Origin of the sequence: Stenotrophomonas sp. GbtcB23, assembly GCF_019091045.1 — a bacterium.
Classification (GTDB): domain Bacteria; phylum Pseudomonadota; class Gammaproteobacteria; order Xanthomonadales; family Xanthomonadaceae; genus Stenotrophomonas; species Stenotrophomonas rhizophila_A.
Window position 1 is genome coordinate 141,031 of the sequence record NZ_JAGXKC010000004.1, and the last position, 24,881, is coordinate 165,911.

The window sequence follows — 24,881 nt, forward strand, 5'->3', positions numbered from 1 at the left end:
GGCGCCGAACCCGAGCTCTACGGCCATCGAGTTTTGAAGCTATCGCAGGCAACAGCAGCGGGCCTCCCCGGCCACGCGGCGGCGACCTGTGCGATGAGTAGCATCACCACGACATCCAGACCCATCGCATCGACGACAGGAACCAGCGGCAGCAGGCCTGGATTGCAGGCGACCAGGAGGGTCCAGCACGGTGGTGGCGGCAGTCAGCAGCCCCTTCCTCCAGAGGGATTTGCATGGGCGTTTCTATCCAGGGCGGGGTTCTGGTCTACTGGGCATCACGCTTGCCCAAGGTTACCCCCATGAAAACCGCCGTTTTCAGTGCCCGCCCTTACGACCGCCGTTTCCTGGATGAAGCGAATGCGCGCGACCACGCCGGGCAGGGGTTCGAGCTGGCCTATTTCGACGCGGCGCTGGACGCCACGACCACCGGCCTGGCCCAGGGTTTCGATGCGGTCTGCGTGTTCGTCAACGACCGCCTGGACGCGGCCGTGCTGCGGGCCCTGCATGGGCTGGGGGTGCGGGCGATCCTGCTGCGCTGCGCGGGGTTCAACAACGTGGATCTGGTGGCTGCCGCGGAACTGGGGCTGTTGGTGGCCCGGGTGCCGGCGTACTCGCCCGAGGCCGTGGCCGAGCATGCGCTGGCGCTGGTCATGACCCTCAACCGGCAGACCCACCGCGCCTACAACCGGGTGCGCGAGGGCAACTTCATGCTCGATGGGCTGCTGGGCCGCACCCTGCACGGCAAGACCGTAGGCATCGTGGGCACCGGCAAGATCGGGCTGGCGACGGCGCGTATTTTCAACGGCATGGGCTGCACCGTGCTGGGCAACGATCCTTACCCGTCGCCAGACTTCTCGGCGGTGGGCCACTACGTGGCGCTGGAGGAACTGCTGGCCCGCTCGGACATCGTGTCGCTGCATTGCCCGCTTACGCCGCAGACCCATCACCTGATCAACGAGGAATCGCTGGGGTTGATGAAGCCCGGCGCGATGCTGGTCAATACCTCGCGCGGCGCCTTGGTGAACACCGATGCGGTGGTGCGCGCGCTGAAGTCGCGGCACCTTGGCCACCTGGCCATTGATGTGTACGAGCAGGAAAGCGCGCTGTTCTTCCAGGATCTGTCTGGCGAGATCATCGATGACGATCTCTTCCAGCGCCTGATGACCTTCCCGAATGTGCTGGTTACCGGGCACCAGGGCTTCTTTACGGTTGAAGCCCTGCAGGAAATCTGCAGCATCACCCTTCGCAACCTGTGGGATTTCGCCAGCGGGGCGGAATGCCAGAACAGGGTGGTTGCTGCCTAGGCTCGCCCGCAGGGATCAGGCCAGCTTGTCGGGACAGGTTGCAACCATCGTCGCGCTGTTCTGCACCGGTACCCAGGAGCGTGAACTGCCGTTTCGCTTGGTTTCCATGTATTTCTCTGTCACCTGGTAGACACGGAGGTAGCCACTGCTCTTTCCGCACCACTGGCTTACCCGGGTCGATCCCGGCTGCCAGGGAGCATCCGTGGTTTTCGCAATCACGCTCGATCCGCCTGCATCGAGCGGGTAGGAGAACTGCTCGATGAGGCCGGAAATGTCCGGCTGTTTGATGGCGTCCAGATACTGGATGCCTGCGGCACGTGCCTCGGTGGATTCCGAGGCGGCCATTGTCTGGAAGGTCGCGGTAAGCCGCTCGACAAAGGACGCCTTGTCGACGTCCGTTGAAATCTGCGTTACTGCGAGCGAGGTCTGTTCAACCGGTGCGGCGGCCGTGGCCGCCTGCGGAGCCGAGGTCAGCAGAATCGTTCCAATCAAAAGCGAACCGCCAATCAACATTACGTTCATTGAGACTTCCTGGTGTCTGGACGCGGGAACGGCTGCTGGGACGCTAGGTGAGTATCTGGTGGCTGTCAATTAGTCCCAGGTTACCGATCTTCCACTTCGACATAGCGCACGACGGGCTTCTCGACATTCTCGCGGACGGGCGGATCGTCATTCCACAGCGGGCGCAGGAGAATCTGCCCGGGAGTGGCTTCGATTCTTACGTGCACGCCTACCTCGAAGCCGAACTTGCGCAGCCAGGCGCCGCGCAGGGTCACCAAGGGGAGCGGGCCGAAGTGATCGCGGTCCTGTTCGCCGATCTGGGGCACGGCGCGTACGTTGTGGTGGTAGCTGGGGGAATAGCTGGGTGCGCAGCGGGGTAGCAGCAGGACGACTTCTTCTTCGTCTTCGGGCCACTGGACGGGTTTGGGTTTCATCTTCGCTCCTCCAACAGGGAATGGCCCTCGCCGGTGAGGGCGAGGGCGTCGGGAGGTCAAAACCGTGCAAGCCAGACGGCGGGTGTATTCCCCCGTGAGGGGTCTTGTATTAGCCACCCTCCCGACATGGGACATCCATAATTTTGGCTCACCGGAGTTTTGAGCTCCGGGGAGAACCTTGCCCGCGGACGACGACGAAGCGAAATCGTTTGTGTCTGTTGGGTTTGCGATTTCAGTAGGCTGTATCTACTGGTTGTCGGGTGTGGCACGGAATTACGGGAATTGCGGCGTTTGTGTGTGAGCCAAGGCACAAAAATTATTTTTCGCCGATGTGCATCATTTGGTTTGGAGGGTGGTTCGTGGCGTCGTAATCGGTCCGGTGGGCGCGGAGTGGCGGGTGGGGCGGGGGAGATCAAGAGCGGTGTTGATCAGGTTTCATGCGTTACCGGGTGTGGGTGGTGCAAGGGCGGTCGTTTGGGAACCGACCCTACGGCGCCAGGCGGCCCGGTGTCCGACGGACGTGTGCCCGGCCCGGCAGTCCGGTGTTCGTTCGGGGTGCACCCAGGTGCCCGCGAGGTCGGGCGCGGGTGGGTCGGGCGGCCGGGCAGGGCCAGTTGCACCGATCGCTGCCGTGAACGATTCATGTCTATACATGTCGCTCCGGCTGTGCTGATCCGGGCGGTCTGCGCGCAGTGCGACAACGTGTCGCAGCCGTTTTCGGGCCTTTCCTGCGTCAGATCATTGTCAATGCCTTTCTTAAATGGTGCGTGACGGCATAAAATTAGGGGGCTGACATGAACGTCCTCCGTGCCGCCCCTTGGGAGCGGTACACCCGGCTTTGGCCGGAGGGGCGCGCTTGAGAAGGCATTCCCTACGCAATTGGATCGACCGATGATTCCGTTGAAATCCCTTGGGCGCTGGCTGCGCCCGGGCCTGCTGTTCGCGTTGTCCGTGTTCATGACGGGCTGCAGCTCGGCCATTCTGGCCCCGAAGGGCCAGGTCGGCCACGACCAGAAGACCCTTCTGATCACGGCCACCGTGCTGATGCTGCTGGTCGTCGTGCCGGTCATCATCATGACCCTCGCCTTCGCCTGGAAGTACCGTGCCTCCAACACCAAGGCCCGTTACGAGCCGAAGTGGTCGCACTCCACCGCGATCGAAGTGGTTGTCTGGTCGATCCCCTGCATGATCGTGCTGGTGCTGGCCGTGCTGACCTGGCGTTCGTCGCACTCGCTGGATCCGTACCGTCCGCTGGACTCGCAGACCAAGCCGGTGGTGATTGAAGCCATTTCGCTGGACTGGAAGTGGTTGTTCATCTACCCGGAAGAGAACATCGCGACGGTCAACGAAATCACCTTCCCGGTGAACACCCCGCTGAACTTCAAGATCACGTCCGATTCGGTGATGAATGCCTTCTTCATCCCGCACCTGGGCAGCATGATCTACTCGATGACCGGCATGGAGACCAAGCTCCATCTGATCGCCAACGAGACCGGCACCTTCCCGGGCATGTCCTCGCACTACAGCGGCGCGGGCTTCAGCAAGATGCATTTCGACGCCAACTCGGTGACCGAAGCCGAATACCAGGCATGGCTGGCCAAGGTGCGTGCGCAGAGCACCCCGATGGACCAGGCCGCCTTTGGCGCGCTGGTGGCCGAGAAGAACCACGACTGGCACCCGGTGACCTACTTCGGCACCACCGAAACCGGTCTGTTCGACTGGGTCGTTGCCCGCCACATGGGTGACAACCAGCACTACGGCATGGACCACAAGGCCATGGATCACAAGGGCATGTCGCACGGCGCTGCGGGCGAAAGCCACGAAGGCCACGAGATGCCGGCCGGTGCCCATGACATGCCGGCCGACCATGCCGAACACACTGCAGACGAGCACGCCGCCGCCGGTCACGCCGGCCACGCAGGCTCGGGAGAATAAGCATGAATCCGTTGGGCAAACTGACATTCGCTGACATCCCGCACGACCCGATCATCATCTCCACGCTGGTTGGCGCGGGGATCGGTGGCCTGCTCGTGCTGGCCCTGATCACCAAGTTCAAGCTGTGGGGCTATCTCTGGAAAGAGTGGTTCACCTCGGTTGACCACAAGAAGATCGGCGCGATGTACCTCATCGTCGCCTTCGTCATGCTGCTGCGCGGCTTTGCCGACGCCATCATGATGCGTACCCAGCAGGCCATCGCCGCCAACGGCGCCGAAGGCTTCCTGCCGCCGCACCACTACGACCAGATCTTCACCGCCCACGGCGTGATCATGATCTTCTTCGTGGCGATGCCGCTGATCACCGGCCTCATGAACGTAGTGGTGCCGCTGCAGATCGGCGCGCGCGACGTTGCCTTCCCGTTCGTCAACTCGCTCAGCTTCTGGCTGTTCGTGGCGGGCGCGGGCCTGGTGATGATCTCGCTGGGCGTGGGTGAATTCGCGCAGACCGGCTGGCTGGCCTTCCCGCCGTTGTCGGGCAAGGAGTTCAGTCCAGGGGTTGGTGTGGATTACTACATCTGGGGCCTGCAGGTAGCAGGTCTAGGAACGACACTGAGCGGTATCAACTTCTTCATTACCATCCTGAAGATGCGTACCCCGGGCATGAAGCTGATGCACATGCCGGTGTTCACCTGGACCGCGCTGGTCACCAACGTGCTGATCATCGCCGCCTTCCCGGTGCTGACCGTCACCCTGGTGCTGCTGACCCTGGACCGTTACCTGGGCACGCACTTCTTCACCAATGACGGTGGCGGCAACGCCATGCTGTACATCAACCTGATCTGGATCTGGGGTCACCCGGAAGTCTATATCCTGGTGCTGCCGGCCTTCGGTGTGTTCTCCGAAGTGATCGCCACGTTCTCGCGCAAGGCGCTGTTCGGCTACAAGGGCATGGTGTACGCCACGGCCACCATCGGCGTGCTGTCGTTCATCGTGTGGCTGCACCACTTCTTCACCATGGGTTCGGGTGCCAACGTCAATGCCTTCTTCGGCATCACGACGATGATCATCTCCATTCCCACCGGCGTGAAGATCTTCAACTGGCTGTTCACCATGTTCCGCGGCCGCGTGCAGTTCACCAGCCCGGTGCTGTGGACGATCGGCTTCATGGTCACCTTCACCATCGGCGGCATGACCGGCGTGATGCTGGCGATCCCGGCCATCGACTTCGTGCTGCACAACAGCCTGTTCCTGATCGCCCACTTCCATAACGTCATCATCGGCGGCGTGGTGTTCGGCATGTTCGCCGGTATCACCTACTGGTGGCCGAAGATGTTCGGCTTCCGCCTCAACGAGGCCTGGGGCAAGCGCGCGTTCTGGTGCTGGTTCATCGGCTTCTACGTGGCCTTCATGCCGCTGTACATCCTGGGCTTCATGGGCATGACCCGCCGCATGCAGAGCTACCCGAACCCGGAATACCAGCCGCTGCTGGTCATTGCGATGGTCGGTGCGTTCATCATCGGCGCCGGCATCCTGTGCCAGATCATCCAGGTGGCCGTGTCCATCCGCGACCGCAAGAAGACCGCCGACCTGACCGGCGATCCGTGGGATGCCCGTACGCTGGAGTGGGAAACCTCTTCGCCGCCGTCGTTCTACAACTTCGGTTCGCTGCCCAAGGTCACCGAGCTGGACGACTTCTGGGAACGCAAGCAGCGTGGTGAGGCGTGGGAACGCCCGGCCAAGTACACCGACATCCACATGCCGCGCAACACCGGTACCGGTGTGGTGATTGGTGCCTTCAGCCTGGTCTTCGGCTTCGCGATGATCTGGCACATCTGGTGGCTGGCCATCGTTGGCCTGGTCGGCATGATCGGCACCTTCATCTGGCGCACCTTCGACAAGGACGTGGATTACTACGTGCCGGCTGCCGAAGTGGAGCGGATCGAAAACGAGCACCGCCGTCACCTGCAGGCGCAGGGTCTGGTGAAATCGGAGTTGCAGGCATGAGCAGCACTATCGCCAACAACGTGAACCACGGGCACGCCGCACACGCGGCGGCCCATGGCCATGATGACCACGAACACCACGACACCGGCGAGAACACCGTCTTCGGTTTCTGGGTGTACCTGATGAGCGACTGCCTCATCTTCGCCAGCCTGTTCGCGACCTACATCGTGCTGGCCGGCGGCACCAACGGTGGCCCGGGTCCGAAGGACCTGTTCGACCTGACCTTCGTCGCGTGGGAAACCACGCTGCTGCTGGTGTCCTCGCTGACCTTCGGCCTGGGCATGATCGCGCTGCACAAGCACAAGGTTGGCCAGATGTACCTGTGGCTGGGCCTGACCTGGCTGCTGGGCTTCGGCTTCATGGTCATGGAAGTGTGGGAGTTCAACCACCTCATCCATGAGGGCTTCGGTCCGGACCACAGCGCGTTCCTGTCGGCGTTCTTCGCGCTGGTGGGCACCCACGGCCTGCACGTGAGCGCCGGCCTGCTGTGGCTGCTGATCATGTTCATCCAGATCAAGCAGAACGGCCTGACCCCGACCAACAAGACCCGCATGGCGTGCCTGAGCCTGTTCTGGCACTTCCTGGACCTGATCTGGATCGGCGTGTTCTCCGTCGTCTACCTGAAGGGAGCGCTGTAATGGCACATGACACTCACGCACACGACCACGGCCATGGCGCCGCGGGCGAAAGCCACGGCAGCGTCAAGTCGTACCTGGTCGGTTTCCTGCTGGCCGCCGTCCTCACCATCATTCCCTTCTGGGCGGTGATGAAGGGTGGCCTGCCGGTCTTCACCACGGGCGTCATCATCGTGGTGGCGGCCATCCTGCAGATCTTCGTGCACCTGATCTTCTTCCTGCACCTGAACCGCTCGTCGGAACAGCGCTGGAACGTCAGCGCGGCGGCCTTCACCGTCGTGGTGATCGGCATCATCGTCGCCGGCACGCTGTGGGTCATGCACAACATGAACGTGCACATGATGCATTGACCCTTCGGGGGTGATGCAAACGAAGAGGCCGCCCGGAAGGGCGGCCTTTTTGTTTGCAACCTGCATCGCGGACAACACGCCCCGGACGGTAACGCTGCCCCGGACGGCAACGCCGCCCTGGACGGTAACGCTACCCGGACGGCAACGCCGCCCTGGACGGCAACGCCGCCCTGGACGGCAACGCCGCCGTGGATGGCAACGCCGCCCCGGACGGTAGTGCCGACTATTAGTCGGCAACGCCATGCATGAAGAATGCAGGGCGGGTCCGCGCGAAGGGCAGCCGACTAACAGTCGGCTCTACCAGTCGGCTCTACCAGTCGGATCTATTGGTCGGTTATGCGGCGTTGCGCAGGAACGCCTCGGCGTCCACCGGCTTGCCCAGGTGGTAACCCTGCAGCAGGTCGCAGCCCAGTTCGTTGAGGTAGTCGCGCTGCCCGGCGGTTTCCACGCCCTCGGCCACGATCTGCAGCTGCAGCGAACGCCCCAGCGCCACGATCGAGGACACGATCGCCGCATCTTCCGCGTTGTCTTCCAGGTCGCGCACGAACGCGCGGTCGATCTTCAGTTCGGTCGCCGGCATGCGCTTGAGGTACAGCAGGCTCGAATAGCCCGTGCCGAAATCATCGATGGAAATCTTCACCCCCATCGCGGTCAGCCCGTGCAGGATCTGCAGGCTGGCTTCCACGTCCTGCATGGCCGTGGTCTCGGTCACTTCCAGGGTCAGGTGGTGCGGGGCCAGGCCGTGCCGCTCCAGCGTCGCCTTTACCGTGTCCAGCAGCGTGGTGGACGAGAACTGCAGCGGCGAAAGGTTCACCGCCATCGACCACGTTGCGTGCCCGGCATCATGCCACTGCCGCAGCTGCGCGCAGGCCTGGTCCAGCACCCAGTCGCCCAGCGGCAGGATCAACCCGCTGCGTTCGGCAATCGGAATGAAGGTGTCCGGCCCCAGCAGCCCCAGCCCCGGGTGCTGCCAGCGCACCAGCGCTTCGGCACCGATCACGCCACCACCATCGGCACGGAACTTGGGCTGGTAGTGCAGCACCATCTCATCGCGCTGCAGGGCGCGGCGCAGCTCCTGCAGCAGCTTGAGCTGGCGGTTGGCGCTGACGTGCATCGATTCGGTGAAGAACGTATAGCCGTTACGGCCCGAGTCCTTGGTGTGGTACATGGCCGCATCGGCATGCGCCATCAGCTCGCGCTCGGTGGTGGCATCGGTGGGGTACATCGCGATGCCCAGGCTGGCGGTGACCTGCAGGTCCAGCGTGTCGATCTCGAACGGCTCGGCCACCGTGGCGATGATGCGCTCGGCCACCACGGCGGCATCCTCGGGCACATCCAGCTGGAACACGATGACGAACTCATCGCCGCCCAGCCGGGCGAAGGTATCCTGCGCGCGCAGCAGGCCGTTGACCCGCCTGCTCACCTCGATGAGCAGCTTGTCGCCCAGCTGGTGGCCGTAGGCATCGTTGATGGCCTTGAAGCCGTCCAGGTCGCAGAACATCACCGCGAAACTGAAGTTGCGGCGCTTGGCCTTTTCGATGGTCTGTTCGATGCGGTCCTGCAGCAGCATGCGGTTGGGCAGCTGGGTGAGTGGGTCGTGCAGCGCGGCCTGCAGCAGCTTTTCGTTGGCCTGGGCCAGGGAATCGGCGAGCAGGCCGGTGCGGGTGCGCATCTGGCGGTCGAACAGCGAGGCGATCAGCGCGATGCCCAGCGTGGCCAGGGTGGTGACGATGACCAGCACCGCCAGCCACTTGGTATCCAGCCCGTTGGCGTACACGGCGCCGCAGATGCTGCCTTCCGGAAAGTTGGCGGCGGCCATGCCGGTGTAATGCATGCCCACGATGGCCAGGCCCATCACCAGCGAGGCCAGCCCGCGCAGCAGCCCGGTACGGCGCTGTTGGGTGCGCAGCCGGAAGGCGATCCACAAGGCGGCGCCGGCGGCGACGATGGCGATCAGCAGCGAGGCGGCGAACCACAGCGGGTCGTACTCGATGCCGGGCTCCATGCGCATCGCGGCCATGCCCAGGTAGTGCATGCAGGCAATGCCCAGGCCCATCAGTACCGCGCCGGCGATCAGGCGCGGCCACGGCAGTTCCGGGCGCGAGACCAGCCAAAGCGCGTAGGCCGAGGCCCCCACCGACGCGGCCAGCGAATACAGGGTGATCGCCAGGTCGTAACCGACCGGGATCGGCAGGTGGAAGGCGAGCATGGCCACGAAGTGCATGGACCAGATGCCCAGGCCCATGGCGGCGGCGCCACCGGCCAGCCACCAGCGGGCCACACGGCCTTCGGTACTGGCCAGCCGGCCGGCCATGTCCAACGCGGTATACGAAGCGAGGATGGCAACCAGCAGCGAGAAAACGACGAGACTCTGGCTGTAGGTGCCGGTCATGGAAAAGCCTGGATGTACATGGGGAAGGGAAAGGCGCGGGCGCCCGCCACGGTATCGGCCGGGGCGGGGCAAGGTTGAGCGGGGGCGTTCAGCCGGCGGTCGGGCGCGCGTCTCGGTTGCTGCGACGCGGCTCGGCTATCCTGCCCGACAGACGATGAATTGGATTTGACATGGCCAAGCGGCTTACCGCCTACGTGTGCAGCGAATGCGGCGCGGAATACAGCAAGTGGCAGGGGCAGTGCACCGAGTGCGGCGCCTGGAACGTGCTGAGCGAGATCACGCTGGAAAGCGCCGCGGCCACCAAGTCGCCGGCGGCGCGTCGCTCGGGCTGGGCCGGCAAGGTCGATGCGCCGAAGATCATGGCGCTCAAGGACGTGCAGCAGACCGAGCACCTGCGGGTAAGTACCGGCATCGGCGAATTCGATCGCGTGCTGGGCGGCGGCCTGGTCGAAGGTGCGGTGGTGCTGGTGGGCGGTGACCCGGGCATCGGCAAATCGACCCTGCTGCTGCAGGCGGTGGCGAAGATGGCTGCCACGCTGCCGGTGCTGTACATCACCGGCGAGGAATCGCTGTCGCAGGTGGCCGGCCGCGCGGTGCGGCTGGACCTGCCGCTGGACAACGTCAACGCGCTGGCCGAAACCCAGGTCGAAGCGATCCTGCAGCACGCCAGCGCGGCGCGGCCGAAGCTGATCGTGGCCGATTCGGTGCAGACGCTCTGGACCGAATCGCTCACTGCCGCCCCGGGCTCGGTCAGCCAGGTGCGCGAGAGCGCGGCGCGGCTGGTGCGCTTTGCCAAGGAAACCGGCACGGCCGTGTTCCTGGTGGGGCATGTGACCAAGGAAGGCGGCATTGCCGGCCCGCGCGTGCTCGAGCACATGGTGGATGCGGTGCTGTATTTCGAAGGCGAGAGCGGCAGCCGCTTCCGCCTGCTGCGTGCGTTCAAGAACCGCTTCGGCGCGGTGAACGAGCTGGGCGTGTTCGCGATGGGCGAGAAGGGGCTGAAGGAAGTGTCCAATCCGTCGGCGATCTTCCTGTCCGGCGGCAGCACCCGGCAACCGGGCAGCTGCGTGATGGTCACCCGCGAGGGCACCCGGCCGCTGCTGGTGGAGGTGCAGGCGCTGGTGGATGCCTCACCGCTGTCGAATCCACGCCGCGTGGCGGTGGGCCTGGAACAGAACCGCCTGGCGATGCTGCTGGCGGTGCTGCACCGTCACGGCGGGGTGCTGGTGGGCGACCAGGACGTGTTCGTGAACGTGGTGGGCGGCATCCGCGTGCAGGAAACCGCGGTGGACCTGCCGGTACTGCTGGCCGTGTTGTCCTCGCTGCAGGACCGGCCGCTGGCGGAAAAGACGATTGCCTTTGGCGAAGTGGGTTTGTCCGGCGAGATCCGCCCGGTACCCAACGGCGAAGACCGCCTGCGCGAAGCCGCCACGCACGGCTTCAAGCGCGCCATCGTGCCCAAGGCCAATGCGCCCAAGACCGGCAGCGTCAAGGGCATGGAAGTCATCGCCGTGGAGCGGTTGTCCGAAGCGATCGACGCGATCTGAATCGGGCATTTCCGGCGCATGCGGCCGCGCAGGCAAACCGTGGCCGGGCTGTGCTAGTTTTCCGTTCCCGCCAGAGAAAACGATTACATGCAAGCGACTCCCCTGGACACGCAGGGCGCCAGCGAGATCCGTCGCGCTGGTGTCGACCTCAACGGATTGATGACGGTCCTTGGCAAACACCTGTATTCCACCCCGGTGGTGGCGCTGCGGGAACTGGTGCAGAACGCGCATGATTCGCTGGTGCGCCGTCGGCTGGAACAGGCGGACTGGCAGGAGGCCGGGCGGATCGAGGTGCATGGCGATCCGGTGAACGGCATCGTGCGCATCGTCGATACCGGCGCGGGCCTGACCCAGCAGGAAATTCACGACTATCTGGCCACCGTCGGCGTGGGCTATACCCGTGGCCTGCGCCAGGCAGGCGAGGATGACGAGGGGCTGATCGGCATGTTCGGGCTGGGCTTCCTGTCCGCGTTCGTGCTGGCGCGCCGGGTCACCGTGCGCACCACGTCCTACCAACAACCCGGGTTGGGCCATTGCTATGTGTCCAGCAATGCCGAGCAGTACACGGTATCGCCGATGCCTCCGCGTGCGGTGGGTACCGAGGTGGTGCTGGAACTGCATGGCAGCTACACGCACCTGGCCCAGGAGCAGACCCTGCGCGACATCCTGGGCCGCTACTGCGCGCTGCTGGGCGAACCCATCCATATCGGCCATGACGCGCGTGCGATCAATCCCGAGCCGCCGCCGTGGCGCCCGCAGGCGGGCGTGGCGCTGCATCCGCTGCAGGCGCAGCGCCGCGCGCTGGAATTTGCCACGCACTTCGAGCGCAGCTTCGAGCCGATTGCCTGCATGCCGCTGCGCGCCGAAGGCGGAAGCGATGCGGTGGGGCTGTTGTGGGTGCAGGATGGCGCGACCTACGGCACCAGCGACAACCGCAACCTGTCGGTGTTCGTACGCGGGATGCTGCTCGACGACGACGCGCGCGACCTGCTGCCGCCGTGGGCCGGGTTCATTGGCGGGGTGATCGAATCCAGCCGGCTGACTCCCACCGCCAGCCGCGAGGACCTGCAGCGCGACGACATCTACAGCGCGGTGCAGCATGCGCTCGGCGAGGCGCTCATCGATGGGCTGGTCGAGATCGCCCGGCAGCAGCCCGAAGCCTGGCGGCGCGTCCTGGCCCGGCACAACGAGGCGCTGCTGGGCGCCTCGCTCTGCGATGACCGGCTGTTCCAGCTGCTGCTCGAGCACGTGCGCGTGCCCAGCTCGCAGGGCGACATCCGCGCCAGTGAACTGCCGTCGCGTGGCGCGGTCCACGTGATCCTGGACAGTGGTGGCGGCTTCGAGGAAATGCTGTTCCGCGCGATGGGCGTGCCGGTGGCGCATGGCAACCGCTATGCCGTGGTGCCGTTCCTGCGGCGCTGGACCCAGGCCAAGGGCATGCGCCTGGTGGAGCTGGGCACCGAGCAGGGCAATCGCGCGCTGTTCCAGACCGACACGCTGCCCGAGGCCGAACTGGCGTGGCTGCAGACCCACCTGGGCGATGGCGAGCAGCTGCTGCCGGCGCACTTCAGCCCGGCTGAACTGCCGGTGGTGGTGGTGCCCGATCGCGAGGCCGAGCTGAAGCGCCGCCTCGAAGACGACGAGAACGACAAGCGCGTTTCAATGGCCGCGCTGCGCCTGGCGCGGCAGTTCACTGCCCGCATCGTCGCACGTGCACCCTCGCGCCTGTATCTCAACCTGGACAACCCGGCCGTGCAGGCGCTGCTGGCGGCCATGCGCGCCGGCAATCCCCAGGCCGAGGCCGCCGCGCGGCTGCTGCGCTCGCTGAAGGTGATCGTCAGCGCGCAGGGACGTGCGCAGGACGGCGGCGCTGCCAGCAGTGATCTCAACCGCGCGTTCGGCGACATCGCCGAGGCCCTGCAGCAGATGCTGCAGCCGCGCTGACATTTCGATTTTCTTTACGCATTACAGGACGGCACGACCGCATGGATATCTGGAACTGGGTGGAAAAACTGCAGGACGATCTGGGTGAGGCAGGGCAGGCGCAGAGCGCGCAGCTGCTCACCCGGCTGACCGACGAGGTCTGCGAGCTGCGCATCGATCGCGTGGATGCGCTGTTGCCCGAAGCGCGTGCGCTCGGCAAGACGCTTGGAAATCCATGGCTGGACGTGTTCGTGGGCCACTGGGAGATGCGCAACCGGGTCGGCAACCGGCTGGAGGGCGAGTCGGCGCTGGGTGATGCGGTGGCGTTGTTCGAACGCGCGCACCGCGCCGACACGGTGGAGTGCCCACAGTCGGTGTGCGTGACCCAGGACCTGGCCGCGTGTTACGGCAACATCGATGGCCCGGGCTGGGTGCCCGAACGCATCGAGGTGTGCGAAGAAACCCTGGGGCGGATCGACCCGAGCTGGGCCTGCTTCCAGTGCCTGAGTTGCGAGAAGGCCGACGCGCTGCTGGATGATGGAAATCCCCAGGGCGCACTGGACTACCTGGACGTACAGGCCGGTACCGTGCTGGCGCATGGCGGCAAGGTCTACGACAGCTTCCCCGAAATGCGCATCAAGATCCTGCTGGCCAGCGGCCGTGCCGCCGAGGCCCTGGCCTTGATCGACGCGCGCCAGGCCGAGGTGGAGGCCGAGGGCGACTATGAGCCGGCCAACTGCACCGTGCCACGTCGGCTGTCGCGTGCCTGGGCGCTGGCGCAGCTGGGGCGCGATGAAGAGGCGCTGGAGGCCCTGGTGCCGTGGAACCAGGTGTCGCCGAATTACCGGCGCATGTGGGCGCACACGGTGGCGCTGCTCGTGCGCAGCGCGCCCGAACGGAACGGCTGGGACCTGGGGCGCCGGATGAGCGCCACCCTGGCGCATTACGCCCAGGTGGGCGCGCACCGTTTTGTGATCGAGATTGCCGGGTTGTGCGTGGACATGGCCCTGCAGCGTGGCGCGGTGTGGACCGCGCAACGCCACCTGGCGATGGCCCGCCAACACCTGGATGGCCTGCGCCAGGACCTGGGCGCCCGCGATGCCGTGGCGGCGATGGCCGCGCGCATCGAGGCCGCCCCCGCTGCGGCCGCCCTGCCCGTGCCCGCCGAGGCCCTGTTGGACTGGCTGGTCGGGGAGGGGGCGCAGAACGAAGGGCGCGACCCCGAGCGCGAAGCGCAGTGGTTGCTGCAGGCCGTGGCGGCGCGGCCCGATGATGCGGCCCTGCTGGACGTGGCCGCCTCGGCGCTTGCGGCCTGCGGTGCCGAGGAGGAGGCGCTGGCCCTGCTGTGGGCGTTCGTGCAGCGCCACCCGCACGAAGATGCCTCCCCGGCGTATTCGTTGATGCGGCTGCTGGTGCAGCGTGGCGACCTGGGCGAGCTGGAACGGCTGGTGCAGCACTACCAGGCGCAGGTGCCGGTGTTCGCGCTGTGGTGCCAGGCACAGATCGCGCAGAAGCAGTCCGACTGGGCCGCGCTGGAGCAGGCCTGCTCGGCGCTGCTGGCGCTGTCGCCCGGTTCGCACGGCGCGCGCAATCTGCTGGCGATGGCCCTGATGGCGATGCAGCGCTTCCCGGACGCCGCCGCGCAGTACCGCCACCTCACCGAGGTCCTGGAGGAACCGCGCAGCGCACACTGGGACCATATGACGGCAGCCAGCGCGGCTCGTGACTGGGCAGCCGTGCGTACATCGGCCGCCGCGGTCGGCATGGAACTGGACAGCACCGAAGGCCCCGTCGAAGAGAACTTCGGCTGGGTGATCATCCGCTGCATGGACGGTGGCGACCCGATCGAGTACTACGCGCGCCGGACCGGCCCGGTCACCGCGCGCATCGTCGAGAACGCGCCAGCCAACCGGCGCCAGCGCGTGGACGACTGGGTGGTGTTCGACGCCGAACTGGTGCATCCGGCACCGGAAGATGAAGAAGAACGCCGTCGCTTCATGCCTACCTATGCCGAAGTCCATCTGCTGGAAAGCGGGGGACATGCGGCGAGCTGGCTGGTGGATGGCGTGCATCCGGGCGAGGAGGCCTGGGCGGCGTTCTCCGACGCGGTCAAGGACCGCGGCTGGAAGCTGTGGACCCACAGCGCGGACGACTACCAGCTTGCCGACACCCAGACCGACGGCGCGCCGCTGCCGGGGGTGCTGTTCACCCTCGCCCAGCCTCAGGAAGCGCCCCCGCTGGCGCTGCACCGGTTCCTGCTTGAGGCCACCGCCGGCTGGCCGCATCGGATGTGCTGGCTGCGCCTGGCCGAAGCCTGCGGCCAGGACGAACAGCGGCACCTTGATGTGATCGCGCGTTACGGGCTGTAAGCGATGCAGCGGGCGCGCCGCGGCGGTTGATCAGCGCGCGCGCCCGAACACCAGTTCGATGACGAACTGGCTGCCGAAGAATGCCAGCAGCAGCAGCGCCATGGCGGTGAGGGTCCAATGCACCGCTTTGGCGCCGCGCCAGCCGTAGCGGCGTCGCCCGATCAGCAGCGTGCCGAACACGATCCACGACAGCACGCTCAGCACGGTCTTGTGCACCAGCTTCTGCGCCAGCAGGTCGTCCACGAACAGCACGCCGGTGAGCAGGGTCAGCGTGAGCAGGGCAAAGCCCACCGCGATCACGCGGAACAGCAGGGCTTCCAGGTCCGCCAGCGGCGGCAGGGCGCGCAGCCACGGGCGGAAATCGCGGCGGCGCAGGGCGCGTTCCTGCAGCCACAGCATGATCGCCAGCAACGCGGCCACGCTCAGGGTGGCGTAGGCCAGCAGCGCCATCCAGGCGTGGGTGGCCAGCTGCCAGCCCAGCGGCCGGCTGGGTGCATGCCCGTAGCCGTGGTAGACGCACAGCACCGCCGCGGCCATCGGGAACACCAGCACGCCCAGTGCGGCCATGCGCCCGCGCGCGGCCACCAGCGAGGTCAGCCAGGCCATCCCGAGCCCGACCAGGGACAGCGCCGCGAAGAAGTGCATGTCCGGCCCGCCGCTGGTGTGCAGGGCCACCAGTGCGTGGTAGCTGCCGTGCAGGACCATCGCCGGCACCGCCGGCCACAGCCAGGTGGGCGAGCGGTTGGCGTCATCGCGCACCACCGCGCGCACCAGCAGGGCGGTGGCGGCCAGGTACAGCAGGGTCGCGATGAGAACGATTGTCATCGTGTCAGTTTCGCATACCCCCGGGCCGTCGGGGGAGTGCAGCGGACCCGCTATACTGTGCGTCTCTTTGTCTTTCGTTCTGAACAGGTTGCCTCCATGTTCGAGTCCCTGACCCAGCGCCTCTCCGGCACCATCGAGCGGCTGCGTGGCCGCGGTCGCCTCACCGAGGAAAACATCCGCGAGGCCACCCGCGAAGTCCGCATCGCGCTGCTGGAAGCCGACGTCGCCCTGCCGGTCGTGCAGGCCCTGGTCGAGCGCATCAAGGTGCGCGCGGTCGGCCAGGAAGTGCTCAAGTCGCTGACCCCGGGCCAGGCGCTGATCAAGGTCGTGCGCGACGAGCTGACCGCCGTGATGGGCTCGGCCGCCTCCGACCTGAACCTCAATGTGCCGGCCCCGGCCATCATCCTGATGGCCGGCCTGCAGGGTGCGGGCAAGACCACCACGGTGGGCAAGCTGGCCAAGCACCTGAAGGAGAAGCGCAAGAAGAAGGTGATGGTGGTGTCGGCCGACGTCTATCGTCCGGCCGCGATCGAGCAGCTCAAGACCCTGGCCGACCAGGTGGGCGTGCTGTTCTTCCCGTCCAGCGCCGACCAGAAGCCGGAAGCCATCGTGCGCGCGGCCATCGATGATGCGCGCAAGTCGTTCGTGGACGTGCTGCTGGTCGATACCGCCGGCCGCCTGGCCATCGACGAAGCGATGATGGCCGAGATCAAGGCCCTGCACGCGGCGGTGAACCCGGCTGAAACCCTGTTCGTGGTCGATGCCATGACCGGCCAGGACGCGGCCAATACCGCCAAGGCCTTCGGCGAAGCGCTGCCGCTGACCGGCGTGGTGCTGACCAAGACCGACGGTGACGCCCGTGGCGGTGCCGCGCTGAGCGTGCGCTACATCACCGGCAAGCCGATCAAGTTCGTCGGCGTCAGCGAAAAGCCCGACGGCCTGGACGTGTTCCATCCGGACCGTATCGCCAGCCGCATCCTGGACATGGGCGACGTGCTGTCGCTGGTGGAGCAGGTCGAGCAGCAGGTCGACAAGGACAAGGCGCAGAAGCTGGCCGAGAAGGTCGCCAAGGGCAAGAAGTTCGACCTGAACGACATGCGCGACCAGCTCGAGCAGATGCAGAACATGGGCGGCATCGGCGGCCTGATGGACAAGCTGCCGGGCCTGGGCCAGATCCCCGAGCACCTCAAGCAGCAGGTCAGCCAGGGCAAGGAAGTGCCGCGCATGATCGCCATCATCAATTCGATGACCAAGAAGGAACGCCGCAACCCGGGCCTGCTCAACGGCTCGCGCCGTGCCCGCATCGCGCGCGGTTCCGGCCTGACCCCGGCCGACGTCAACAAGCTGATGAAGCAGTATCAGCAGATGGAAAAGATGATGAGCAAGATGGCCGGCGGCGGCATGAAGGGCATGATGCGCAGCATGAAGGGCATGATGGGTGCCATGGGCGGCCGCGGCGGCATGCCGTTCCGCTGATCAAGGCGCCGGTCATCGAGCGCCCGCGTAGGGACACGCCATGCGTGTCCAAGGGACGCCCGGCGTAGACTGTAACGGTCGACCCCAAAGGTGCGCCCCGCATGACCGACCCGCGAATCCTCGAACGCGCCGACAGTTTCTGTCGGCGTTTCTCGTTGCAGTCTCCCATTCTGCTCGCCCCCATGGCTGGCGCCTGTCCGGTGACGCTGTCGGCCGTGCTGGCCAACCACGGCAGCATGGGCGCGATGGGCGCGGTCCTCTCGCAGCCGCAGGACATCGTGGCGTGGATGGACGCCTTCCGCGCCCAGTCCACCGGTCCGGCGCAGGTCAATGTGTGGATCCCGGATGCCGCGCCCGCGCGCGATGCTGATGCCGAAGCCGCCACCCGGGCATTTCTCGCGCAGTGGGGACCGGAAGTGCCGGCAGATGCCGCCGACGCCGGCCCCGCCGATTTCGATGCGCAGTTCGATGCACTGATTGCCGCGAAGCCTGCGGTCGCCTCCACCATCATGGGCGTCTTCAGCGCCGCCCAGGTGCAGCGCCTGAAAGACGCCGGCATCGCCTGGTTCGCCTGCGCCACCACCTTGGCCGAAGCGCTGGCCGCCGAGGCTGCGGGTGCCGATGCGGTCGTGGCGCAGGGCTTCGAGGCCGGTGGCCATCGCGGCGCGTTTGATCCGGCGGCTGCCGAGCGCCAACTGGTGGGCCTGTTCGCCTTGGTGCCGCGCCTGGCCGACCGCCTGCAGGTGCCGGTGATCGCCGCAGGCGGCATCGCCGACGGTCGCGGCATCGCCGCCGCGCTGATGCTGGGTGCCAGCGCGGTGCAGATCGGCACCGCGTTCCTGCGCACGCCCGAGTGCGCGATCGACCCGGCCTGGTCGCAGGCGCTGGCGGCCGCCGAACCGGAAGATACCTGGCCGACCCGTGCCTTCAGCGGCCGGCTCGGCCGTGGCCTGGCGACGCCTTATGTGCGGGCAGCCGCCGACCCGTCCGCGCCGCCGCCGCGCCCGTACCCGGTGCAGCGCGGCCTGACCGCGCCGATGCGCGCCCAGGCCAACCGCGAACACCGCATCGACGCGATGCAGGCGTGGGCCGGGCAATCGGCCTGGATGGCGCCCGACAAGCCGGCGGCCGAAGTGCTGCAGGCGCTGTGGGCCGACGCGCGCGGCTTGCTGGGATGAGCGTGTACTGCAACGGCCACCGCGCCAGCGCCGACGATCTGGCCGGCGCGCTGGTCAACTACGGCCACTTCACCTCGCTGCAGGTGCGCGGCGGTGCGGTGCAGGGGCTCGATCTGCATCTGCGGCGCTTGCGCCAGGGCACCGAGGAACTGTTTGGCAGCACGCTGGATGGCACCCAGGTGCAGGCCTGGATGCAGGCGGCGCTGCAGGCCGAAGGCAGGGTCGATGCCTCGCTGCGGGTGACGGTGTTTTCGCGCGCGTTCGATTTCCGCAAGCCGCTGCAGGTCGTGCCGGTGGATGTGCTGGTGGCAGTGTCGGCGCCGGTGACGCTGCCGGCAACGGCACGCCGCGTGCGCAGCGTGGTGTACCAGCGCGAGCTGCCTCACCTCAAGCATGTAGGCACGTTCCCGTTGTTCGAGCATCGTCGGCAGGCGCTGCAGGCCGGGTACGACGAAGCAGTATTCGTGGATGCGCAGGGTGCGATCAGCGAAGGCACCACCTGGAACATCGCCTTCGGGCGTGGCGGCGAACTGGTGTGGCCGCAGGCCCCAGCGTTGCGCGGAACGCAGGAGCGCCTGCTGCAGGCCGGGTGGGGCGGGGAACCGCAGCTGGCGCGGGTGCGGTTGGACGACCTGGCCGGGTTCGACGCGGCCATCGCCTGCAATGCGGCGGGGGTGTGGCCGATCGGGAGCATTGATGGAGTGGCGTTCCCGGGGTCGGAGGGAGTCTGCGGAAAAGCCAAGGCAGTGTTGTTGCAGGCGCCGTGGGATTCCGTGTTGGGGTGAGACCGCCTGGGCCGGCCAACGGCCGGCGCTACCGGATATCCGGCTGCGGCCGCTCGGTAGCGCCGGCCGTTGGCCGGCCCAAGCGGCGCCTGCAACCCTGCTCAACCGGCCTGAACGACCAATTCAGGTTCCCCCGCCCGGGCAGGCTTGGAATGCCCGCACCCCGCCGCTATAATCGCCGGCTTACCGCGCCATCCTGGCGACTGGGCAATAGAGGAAGCAACACCATGGTCAAGATCCGACTGACCCGCGGCGGCGCCAAGAAGCGTCCGTTCTACCACATCATCGTGACCGACTCGCGCAGCGCGCGTGACGGCCGCAACATCGAGCGCGTGGGTTACTACAACCCGGTTGCCCAGGGCGCCGAAGCCCGCATCGTGCTGGATATCCCGAAGGTCGACGCATGGGTTGCCAACGGCGCCCAGCTGACCGACAAGGTTCGCAACCTGTACAAGGAAGCGACCAAGGCCCAGGCCGCTGCGGCCTGATCCTGAAGGGCCGCGCCTGGCGCGGCCCGTCGGCATATACAGATGAAAGATACCGAGCGCCGCATCCTGCTGGGCAGGATTGTCGGCGCTTTTGGTGTGCGAGGCGAGATAAAGCTCGAGTCCTGGACCGAGCCGCGTACCGCCATCTTCAACTATCAGCCCTGGATCCTGCGCTCGCCCGCCGGCCAGGAGAGCACCCTCAAGGGCGCGCGCGGACGTCAGTCCGGCAAGCACCTGGTCGCGGTGTTTCCCGATATCACCGACCGCGATGTGGTCGAGTCGATGTACGGAACCGAAGTCTATGTAGCACGCAGCGCACTGCCGCCGCCGAAGGCCGACGAGTACTACTGGGTCGACCTGGAAGGTCTGCAGGTGCGTACCGTTGATGGCGTCGAACTGGGGCGGGTATCGCACCTGTTCTCGACCGGCTCCAACGACGTGGTGGTGGTGCAGGGCGACCGTGAGCGGATGATTCCGTTCGTGCAGCCGGACTTCGTGAAATCGGTGGATTTCGAGGCCAACCTGGTCATCGTTGATTGGGACCCGGAGTTCTGACCGGTGCGCATTGACGTCATCACCTTGTTCCCGGAGTTCATGGCGCAGTCGGCCGCGCTGGGCGTGGTCGGCCGTGCGGCCGAACGCGGCCTGCTGGACCTGCATGGCTGGAATCCGCGTGACTACGCCGAGGGCAACTATCGCCGGGTGGACGACCGTCCGTTCGGCGGTGGCCCGGGCATGGTGATGCTGATCGAGCCGCTGCGCGCCTGCCTGGCCGCGGCCAAGGCGGCCGACCCGGCGCCGGCGCCGGTCATTTACCTGAGCCCGCAGGGCAAGCCGCTGACCCAGGCAAAGGTCCGGGAACTGGCGGCATTGCCGCGCATGATCCTGCTGTGCGGGCGCTATGAGGGCGTGGACGAGCGCTTCCTGGCGGCTGAGGTCACCGAGGAAATCTCGATTGGCGATTACGTCCTGTCCGGCGGTGAGCTGGGCGCGGCGGTGATCGTGGATGCCGTTACCCGGCTGCAGGAAGGCGCCCTCAACGACGCCGAGTCTGCCGCCCAGGACAGTTTCGAAGGCCCGCAGGGGCTGCTGGACTGCCCGCATTTCAGCCAGCCGGCGCAACATGAATGGGGCGATGTCCCGGACGTGCTGCGCTCGGGCAACCACGCGGCCATTGCCCGCTGGCGCCGCCAGCAGTCGCTGCTGCGGACCTGGCTGCGGCGCCCGGACCTGCTTGACGAGGCCAGCCTGTCCAAGGCCGACCGGATCCTGCTGGACCAGGCAAGGGCCGAACTGCCGTAACGCCCGTCGGGGTGGTAACTGCCCCGAACAATGGTTAGAATTGCGGATTCCCATCAGGCCTTCCACGCCTGACGGTGGAAACCCTACAAAAAACGTGCAGCACAGTCCGGTGACTGCATGAGCCTACGTTGTCGAAACGACACGCCCACCCGAACGAACACAATCGGTGCACCCATGAGCAAGCTGAACAAAACCATCCTCTCGGACTTCGAATCCGCCCAGATCACCCGCGAGCTGCCGAAGTTCAGCCAGGGCGACACCATTGTCGTGAACGTGAAGGTGAAGGAAGGCAACCGCGAGCGCGTCCAGGCGTACGAAGGCGTCGTGATCGGCACCAAGAACGCCGGCCTGAACTCCGCGTTCACCGTCCGCAAGATCTCGCACGGCTACGGCGTCGAGCGCGTCTTCCAGACCCACAGCGCCATCATCGACTCGGTCGAAGTGAAGCGTCGTGGTAAGGTCCGCGCCGGCAAGCTGTACTACCTGCGTGGCCTGGAAGGCAAGGCTGCCCGCATCAAGGAAGATCTGGCTGCTGCTGCGCAGGCCAAGGCCGCGCGCCTGGCTGCCAAGGCTGCCCAGTAATTCCGGCGTGGGGTACCGACCAACGGTCGGTACCTACCCAACCAGACGGCCACCTTCGGGTGGCCGTTTGCGTTTCGGGCTGCGTGGGACACGCATGGCGTGTCGCTACGAAGGGGGCGTTGGGCTTCCATGCTCGCGTAGGGACACGCCATGCGTGTCTACGCCATCTACCCGCGTTCGACTGCGGCAATCGGCGGCGCTGGATCGGCGACCGGCGACGGCGGCGATGCGGGAATTTCCGCGGGCGCCGCCACTTCCTGGCGATGCGCCGGCAACATGCGTGCCTTGCGCCAGCCGCCCCAGCGGTAATACGCCAGCGACATCAGCATCGCGCAGAACGAACTCACCGGGAAACTCCACCACACCGCATCGGCGCCCCAGCGATCCTGCAGCAGCTCGGCGAACGGCACCCGGATTCCCCACAACGAGGCGGCCAGGATCAGCAGCGGCGGAATCACCGCACCGGTGGAGCGCACCACGCCGGAGATCACGAAGTTCACGCCGAAGAACAGGAAGGACCACACCGCGATGTGGTTGAGGTGGCGCGCCACGTCCAGCGCTTCGCTGCCGCTGGGCAGGAACAGTGCCAGCGAGTAACGGTCCAGCAGGATCAGCGGCAGGATCAACACGCCGGTCAGCAGGAAGTTGTACAGCACGCCGCTGCGCGCGGTGCCCCGCACCCGCGACCAGTTGCCCGCGCCCACGTTCTGCGCGGCCATCGACGAACACGCCGCACCGATCGCCATCGCCGGCATCTGCACGTAGGTCCACAACTGCAGCGACGCACCATAGGCCGCCGCGGTATCGGTGCCGTAGCTGTTGACCATGGTCATCATCATGATCATCGACAGCGAAATCAGCACCATCTGCAGGCCCATCGGCACGCCCTTGACCACCAGTGCGCGCAGGATTTCCGTGTCGATCTTGAACAGCCGCATGTCCTTGCGCCCCAGCCACAACACATGGCGCTTGTTGCGCATGTACCAGAGCAGCCCGATCAGCGACAGCGTCTGCGCGATGAGCGTGGCCCACGCCGCGCCGGCGATGCCCAGCCTGGGGAACGGCCCGATGCCGAAAATCAGCAGCGGATTGAAGCCGATGTCCAGCACCACCGACAGCAGCAGGAAGCGGAACGGCGTGCGCGAATCGCCGACGCCGCGCAGTGCCGAACTGAGGAAAGCGAACGCGTACAGCGTGGGCATGGCCAGGAAGATGATGCGCAGGTAGGCCTCGGCCAGCGGCAGTGACGCGGCCGGCGTGCCCATCGCCGCCAGCAGCGGGTGCGACAGCCACCAGCCGGCGATGGCGATCACCACCGACAGCCCGATGAAGAAGGTGGCACTGGTGCCCATCACCCGCCGCGCCTGCGGGATGTCCTTGGCGCCCATCGCCTGGCCGATCAGGATGGTGGCGGCCATGCCGATGCCGAACACCGAACCGATCAGGAAGAACATGATGTTGTTGGCGTTGGCGGTAGCCGTCAGCGCCGCCTCGCCCAGGAAGCGGCCCACCCACACCGCATTCACCGAGCCGTTCAACGACTGGGCGATATTGCCCGCCAGGATCGGCAGGGCGAACAGGAACAGGTTGCGCCCGATCGGGCCGGTGGTCAGGTCAAGCGGCGCTTTGGCCATGGGCTCTGGAGATCAAGGCGGGACAGCGGCACACTAGCACCACGCCCATCAACGGGATATCGCGATGCGCACCTCCGCGTCTCACTGCACGATCGCCGCGACCGCTGTACCCGGCACGGGTCGGGGCCGGACCCGCCCGGCTGACCGGTTCATCCCCGCCGTGCTGGCGCTCTTGATTGCCGCCGCGCTGCCCGCATGTTCGAGTACAGACGACCGCTTGCGCGACGCGCAGGTACGGCCGATGGACCGACCGGAATGCCAGGTCGGCAGCCAGCGCCGCGATCTGGATGCGGGGGTACCCGTACTGATTGGTGGCACCGGGTGCCGGGGCAACCCGTCGGCACCGCAACCGCTGAATCGACGACCGGCCGAGCCGGGGAGCTGAACCAACCGCATGACCGAAGCACAACCGTTGGTGGCCGCCTCCGTGCGGCTGGACGTGTGGCTCTGGGCCGCACGCTTCTTCAAGACCCGCAGCCTGGCCAAGCAGGCCGTGGAAACGGGCAAGGTGGACGTGGCCGGACAGCGCCCGAAATCCTCGCGCGCGGTACGCGTGGGCGAGCAGCTGCAGATCAGCCGTGGCGATGAGGTGTACGACGTGCAGGTGCGCGGCTTGAGCGACCTGCGCGGACCGGCGCCGGTGGCGCAGCAGTTGTATGAAGAAAGCGAAGCATCCCGCGCGCGCAGGGCGGAGCAGCGTGCCCAGCGCGCGGCCATGAAGAACGGTTACCTGCCGCCGGAGCATCGCCCCGACAAGCGCGCGCGGCGCTTGATCCGCGCGCTGGGTGACCTTGACGCGCTGTAAGCATCGCAAGGGCCGGCCAACCGCCGGCGGGCGACTGTCATCCGGTAGCGTCGGCCGTTGGCCGACCCAGGCGGTGCTGTAACGTTCGGCAGCCTGGCCTTACTGCGCGACCACCGGGGGAAGGCTCTCCACAAACTTATCAAGGCTCACGCTGCGCGACCTCGCGTCATCCAAACGTTTGGTCTTTCGAAAATCTTTCGAAATCGCCGTGTAGCAGGCGTGGTTCTTGTCATAGGCCTTGTTCTGCCTGACCAATTCCTGCCGCAGGCGCTCTTCACAGCGTTTCGTTGACCTGGTTGCCGCTGGTGCATGCAGCGCCATCAACCAGCATTCCAGCGAATGCACCGAGACAGCGGTGAATACCCGGTCTTCAATGTGAGGCCACTTGTCGCCGAACTTGGTGGCGATGG

23 protein-coding genes are annotated in these 24,881 nt (G+C 66.4%); 17 read left to right on the forward strand and 6 right to left on the reverse strand.

From position 1 onward, the window contains the following. The first annotated feature begins 299 nt into the window (after window positions 1-299). Window positions 300-1,304: a 2-hydroxyacid dehydrogenase gene (locus KVS69_RS03240; protein WP_217536877.1), complete on the forward strand. Its 1,005-nt coding sequence runs from the start codon at window positions 300-302 to the stop codon at window positions 1,302-1,304. 15 nt (window positions 1,305-1,319) lie between these two features. On the opposite strand, the gene KVS69_RS03245 is transcribed toward KVS69_RS03240, so the two are convergent. Beyond that, a complete protein-coding gene (locus tag KVS69_RS03245; RefSeq protein WP_217536879.1) occupies window positions 1,320-1,826 on the reverse strand; it encodes a hypothetical protein in 507 nt (168 codons plus the stop codon). A gap of 80 nt (window positions 1,827-1,906) precedes the next feature. Beyond that, the gene (locus tag KVS69_RS03250; protein ID WP_217536882.1) at window positions 1,907-2,239 is read right to left on the reverse strand and encodes a SymE family type I addiction module toxin; all 333 of its coding nucleotides are present in this window, start codon (window positions 2,237-2,239) and stop codon (window positions 1,907-1,909) included. An 891-nt stretch (window positions 2,240-3,130) separates the two neighbouring features. On the opposite strand from KVS69_RS03250, the gene cyoA reads away from it, so the two are divergent. From cyoA to cyoD, 4 genes are read left to right on the forward strand one after another with little or no spacing between them, the layout of a single operon-like run. After that, on the forward strand, window positions 3,131-4,174 hold the full coding sequence (gene cyoA, locus KVS69_RS03255; protein ID WP_068850252.1) for a ubiquinol oxidase subunit II: 1,044 nt from the start codon (window positions 3,131-3,133) through the stop codon (window positions 4,172-4,174). A gap of 2 nt (window positions 4,175-4,176) precedes the next feature. Then, window positions 4,177-6,180, forward strand: coding sequence for a cytochrome o ubiquinol oxidase subunit I (gene cyoB, locus KVS69_RS03260; RefSeq protein ID WP_068850255.1), 2,004 nt, complete (start codon window positions 4,177-4,179; stop codon window positions 6,178-6,180). Further along, window positions 6,177-6,818, forward strand: a complete 642-nt coding sequence (gene cyoC / locus KVS69_RS03265) for a cytochrome o ubiquinol oxidase subunit III (protein ID WP_068850257.1) — start codon at window positions 6,177-6,179, stop codon at window positions 6,816-6,818. Before cyoB ends, cyoC begins: the two co-directional genes overlap by 4 nt. Further along, on the forward strand, window positions 6,818-7,165 hold the full coding sequence (cyoD, locus tag KVS69_RS03270) for a cytochrome o ubiquinol oxidase subunit IV (RefSeq protein WP_093533106.1): 348 nt from the start codon (window positions 6,818-6,820) through the stop codon (window positions 7,163-7,165). Before cyoC ends, cyoD begins: the two co-directional genes overlap by 1 nt. Window positions 7,166-7,499: 334 nt before the next feature. On the opposite strand, the gene KVS69_RS03275 is transcribed toward cyoD, so the two are convergent. Then, window positions 7,500-9,557: a bifunctional diguanylate cyclase/phosphodiesterase gene (locus KVS69_RS03275; protein ID WP_217536884.1), complete on the reverse strand. Its 2,058-nt coding sequence runs from the start codon at window positions 9,555-9,557 to the stop codon at window positions 7,500-7,502. 170 nt (window positions 9,558-9,727) lie between these two features. On the opposite strand from KVS69_RS03275, the gene radA reads away from it, so the two are divergent. The 3 genes from radA to KVS69_RS03290 all read left to right on the forward strand — a co-directional run bounded on the left by radA (window position 9,728) and on the right by KVS69_RS03290 (window position 15,396). Beyond that, window positions 9,728-11,104 (forward strand): DNA repair protein RadA, encoded by a 1,377-nt coding sequence (gene radA / locus KVS69_RS03280; protein WP_093533108.1) that lies wholly within the window; start codon window positions 9,728-9,730, stop codon window positions 11,102-11,104. 87 nt (window positions 11,105-11,191) lie between these two features. Beyond that, the gene (locus KVS69_RS03285) at window positions 11,192-13,048 is read left to right on the forward strand and encodes an ATP-binding protein (protein ID WP_217536886.1); all 1,857 of its coding nucleotides are present in this window, start codon (window positions 11,192-11,194) and stop codon (window positions 13,046-13,048) included. Window positions 13,049-13,089: 41 nt separating this feature from the next. After that, window positions 13,090-15,396, forward strand: coding sequence for a hypothetical protein (locus KVS69_RS03290; protein ID WP_217536889.1), 2,307 nt, complete (start codon window positions 13,090-13,092; stop codon window positions 15,394-15,396). Between the two features lie 30 nt (window positions 15,397-15,426). Here KVS69_RS03290 and ccsA read toward each other — a convergent pair whose 3' ends face one another. After that, the gene (ccsA, locus tag KVS69_RS03295; protein WP_068850270.1) at window positions 15,427-16,221 is read right to left on the reverse strand and encodes a cytochrome c biogenesis protein CcsA; all 795 of its coding nucleotides are present in this window, start codon (window positions 16,219-16,221) and stop codon (window positions 15,427-15,429) included. A 96-nt stretch (window positions 16,222-16,317) separates the two neighbouring features. Here ccsA and ffh point away from each other — a divergent pair, with 96 nt between their 5' ends. The 7 genes from ffh (at window position 16,318) to rplS (ending at window position 22,032) form a co-directional block, all read left to right on the forward strand. Then, the gene (gene ffh / locus KVS69_RS03300; protein ID WP_068850272.1) at window positions 16,318-17,697 is read left to right on the forward strand and encodes a signal recognition particle protein; all 1,380 of its coding nucleotides are present in this window, start codon (window positions 16,318-16,320) and stop codon (window positions 17,695-17,697) included. Window positions 17,698-17,798: 101 nt separating this feature from the next. Next, window positions 17,799-18,875: a nitronate monooxygenase gene (locus KVS69_RS03305; protein ID WP_184125347.1), complete on the forward strand. Its 1,077-nt coding sequence runs from the start codon at window positions 17,799-17,801 to the stop codon at window positions 18,873-18,875. Further along, window positions 18,872-19,660, forward strand: a complete 789-nt coding sequence (locus KVS69_RS03310; RefSeq protein ID WP_217536891.1) for an aminotransferase class IV family protein — start codon at window positions 18,872-18,874, stop codon at window positions 19,658-19,660. Before KVS69_RS03305 ends, KVS69_RS03310 begins: the two co-directional genes overlap by 4 nt. Before the next feature lie 227 nt (window positions 19,661-19,887). Beyond that, window positions 19,888-20,148, forward strand: a complete 261-nt coding sequence (gene rpsP, locus KVS69_RS03315; RefSeq protein WP_068850278.1) for a 30S ribosomal protein S16 — start codon at window positions 19,888-19,890, stop codon at window positions 20,146-20,148. A 42-nt stretch (window positions 20,149-20,190) separates the two neighbouring features. Beyond that, window positions 20,191-20,703 (forward strand): ribosome maturation factor RimM, encoded by a 513-nt coding sequence (gene rimM / locus KVS69_RS03320; RefSeq protein WP_068850280.1) that lies wholly within the window; start codon window positions 20,191-20,193, stop codon window positions 20,701-20,703. A gap of 3 nt (window positions 20,704-20,706) precedes the next feature. Further along, window positions 20,707-21,450: a tRNA (guanosine(37)-N1)-methyltransferase TrmD gene (gene trmD / locus KVS69_RS03325; protein WP_093533114.1), complete on the forward strand. Its 744-nt coding sequence runs from the start codon at window positions 20,707-20,709 to the stop codon at window positions 21,448-21,450. 174 nt (window positions 21,451-21,624) lie between these two features. Beyond that, window positions 21,625-22,032, forward strand: a complete 408-nt coding sequence (rplS, locus tag KVS69_RS03330) for a 50S ribosomal protein L19 (protein WP_068850284.1) — start codon at window positions 21,625-21,627, stop codon at window positions 22,030-22,032. Window positions 22,033-22,199: 167 nt separating this feature from the next. Here rplS and KVS69_RS03335 read toward each other — a convergent pair whose 3' ends face one another. After that, window positions 22,200-23,666: an MATE family efflux transporter gene (locus tag KVS69_RS03335; protein WP_068850286.1), complete on the reverse strand. Its 1,467-nt coding sequence runs from the start codon at window positions 23,664-23,666 to the stop codon at window positions 22,200-22,202. Between the two features lie 151 nt (window positions 23,667-23,817). Between KVS69_RS03335 and KVS69_RS21320 the strand changes: the two genes are divergently transcribed. Both KVS69_RS21320 and KVS69_RS03340 read left to right on the forward strand, forming a co-directional pair. Next, a complete protein-coding gene (locus KVS69_RS21320) occupies window positions 23,818-24,051 on the forward strand; it encodes a hypothetical protein (RefSeq protein ID WP_083214258.1) in 234 nt (77 codons plus the stop codon). A 9-nt stretch (window positions 24,052-24,060) separates the two neighbouring features. Beyond that, window positions 24,061-24,471: an RNA-binding S4 domain-containing protein gene (locus KVS69_RS03340; protein WP_217536894.1), complete on the forward strand. Its 411-nt coding sequence runs from the start codon at window positions 24,061-24,063 to the stop codon at window positions 24,469-24,471. Between the two features lie 99 nt (window positions 24,472-24,570). On the opposite strand, the gene KVS69_RS03345 is transcribed toward KVS69_RS03340, so the two are convergent. Continuing rightward, window positions 24,571-24,881 (reverse strand): hypothetical protein (locus KVS69_RS03345; protein WP_217536897.1); only part of this gene is annotated, 311 nt, incomplete at its 5' end.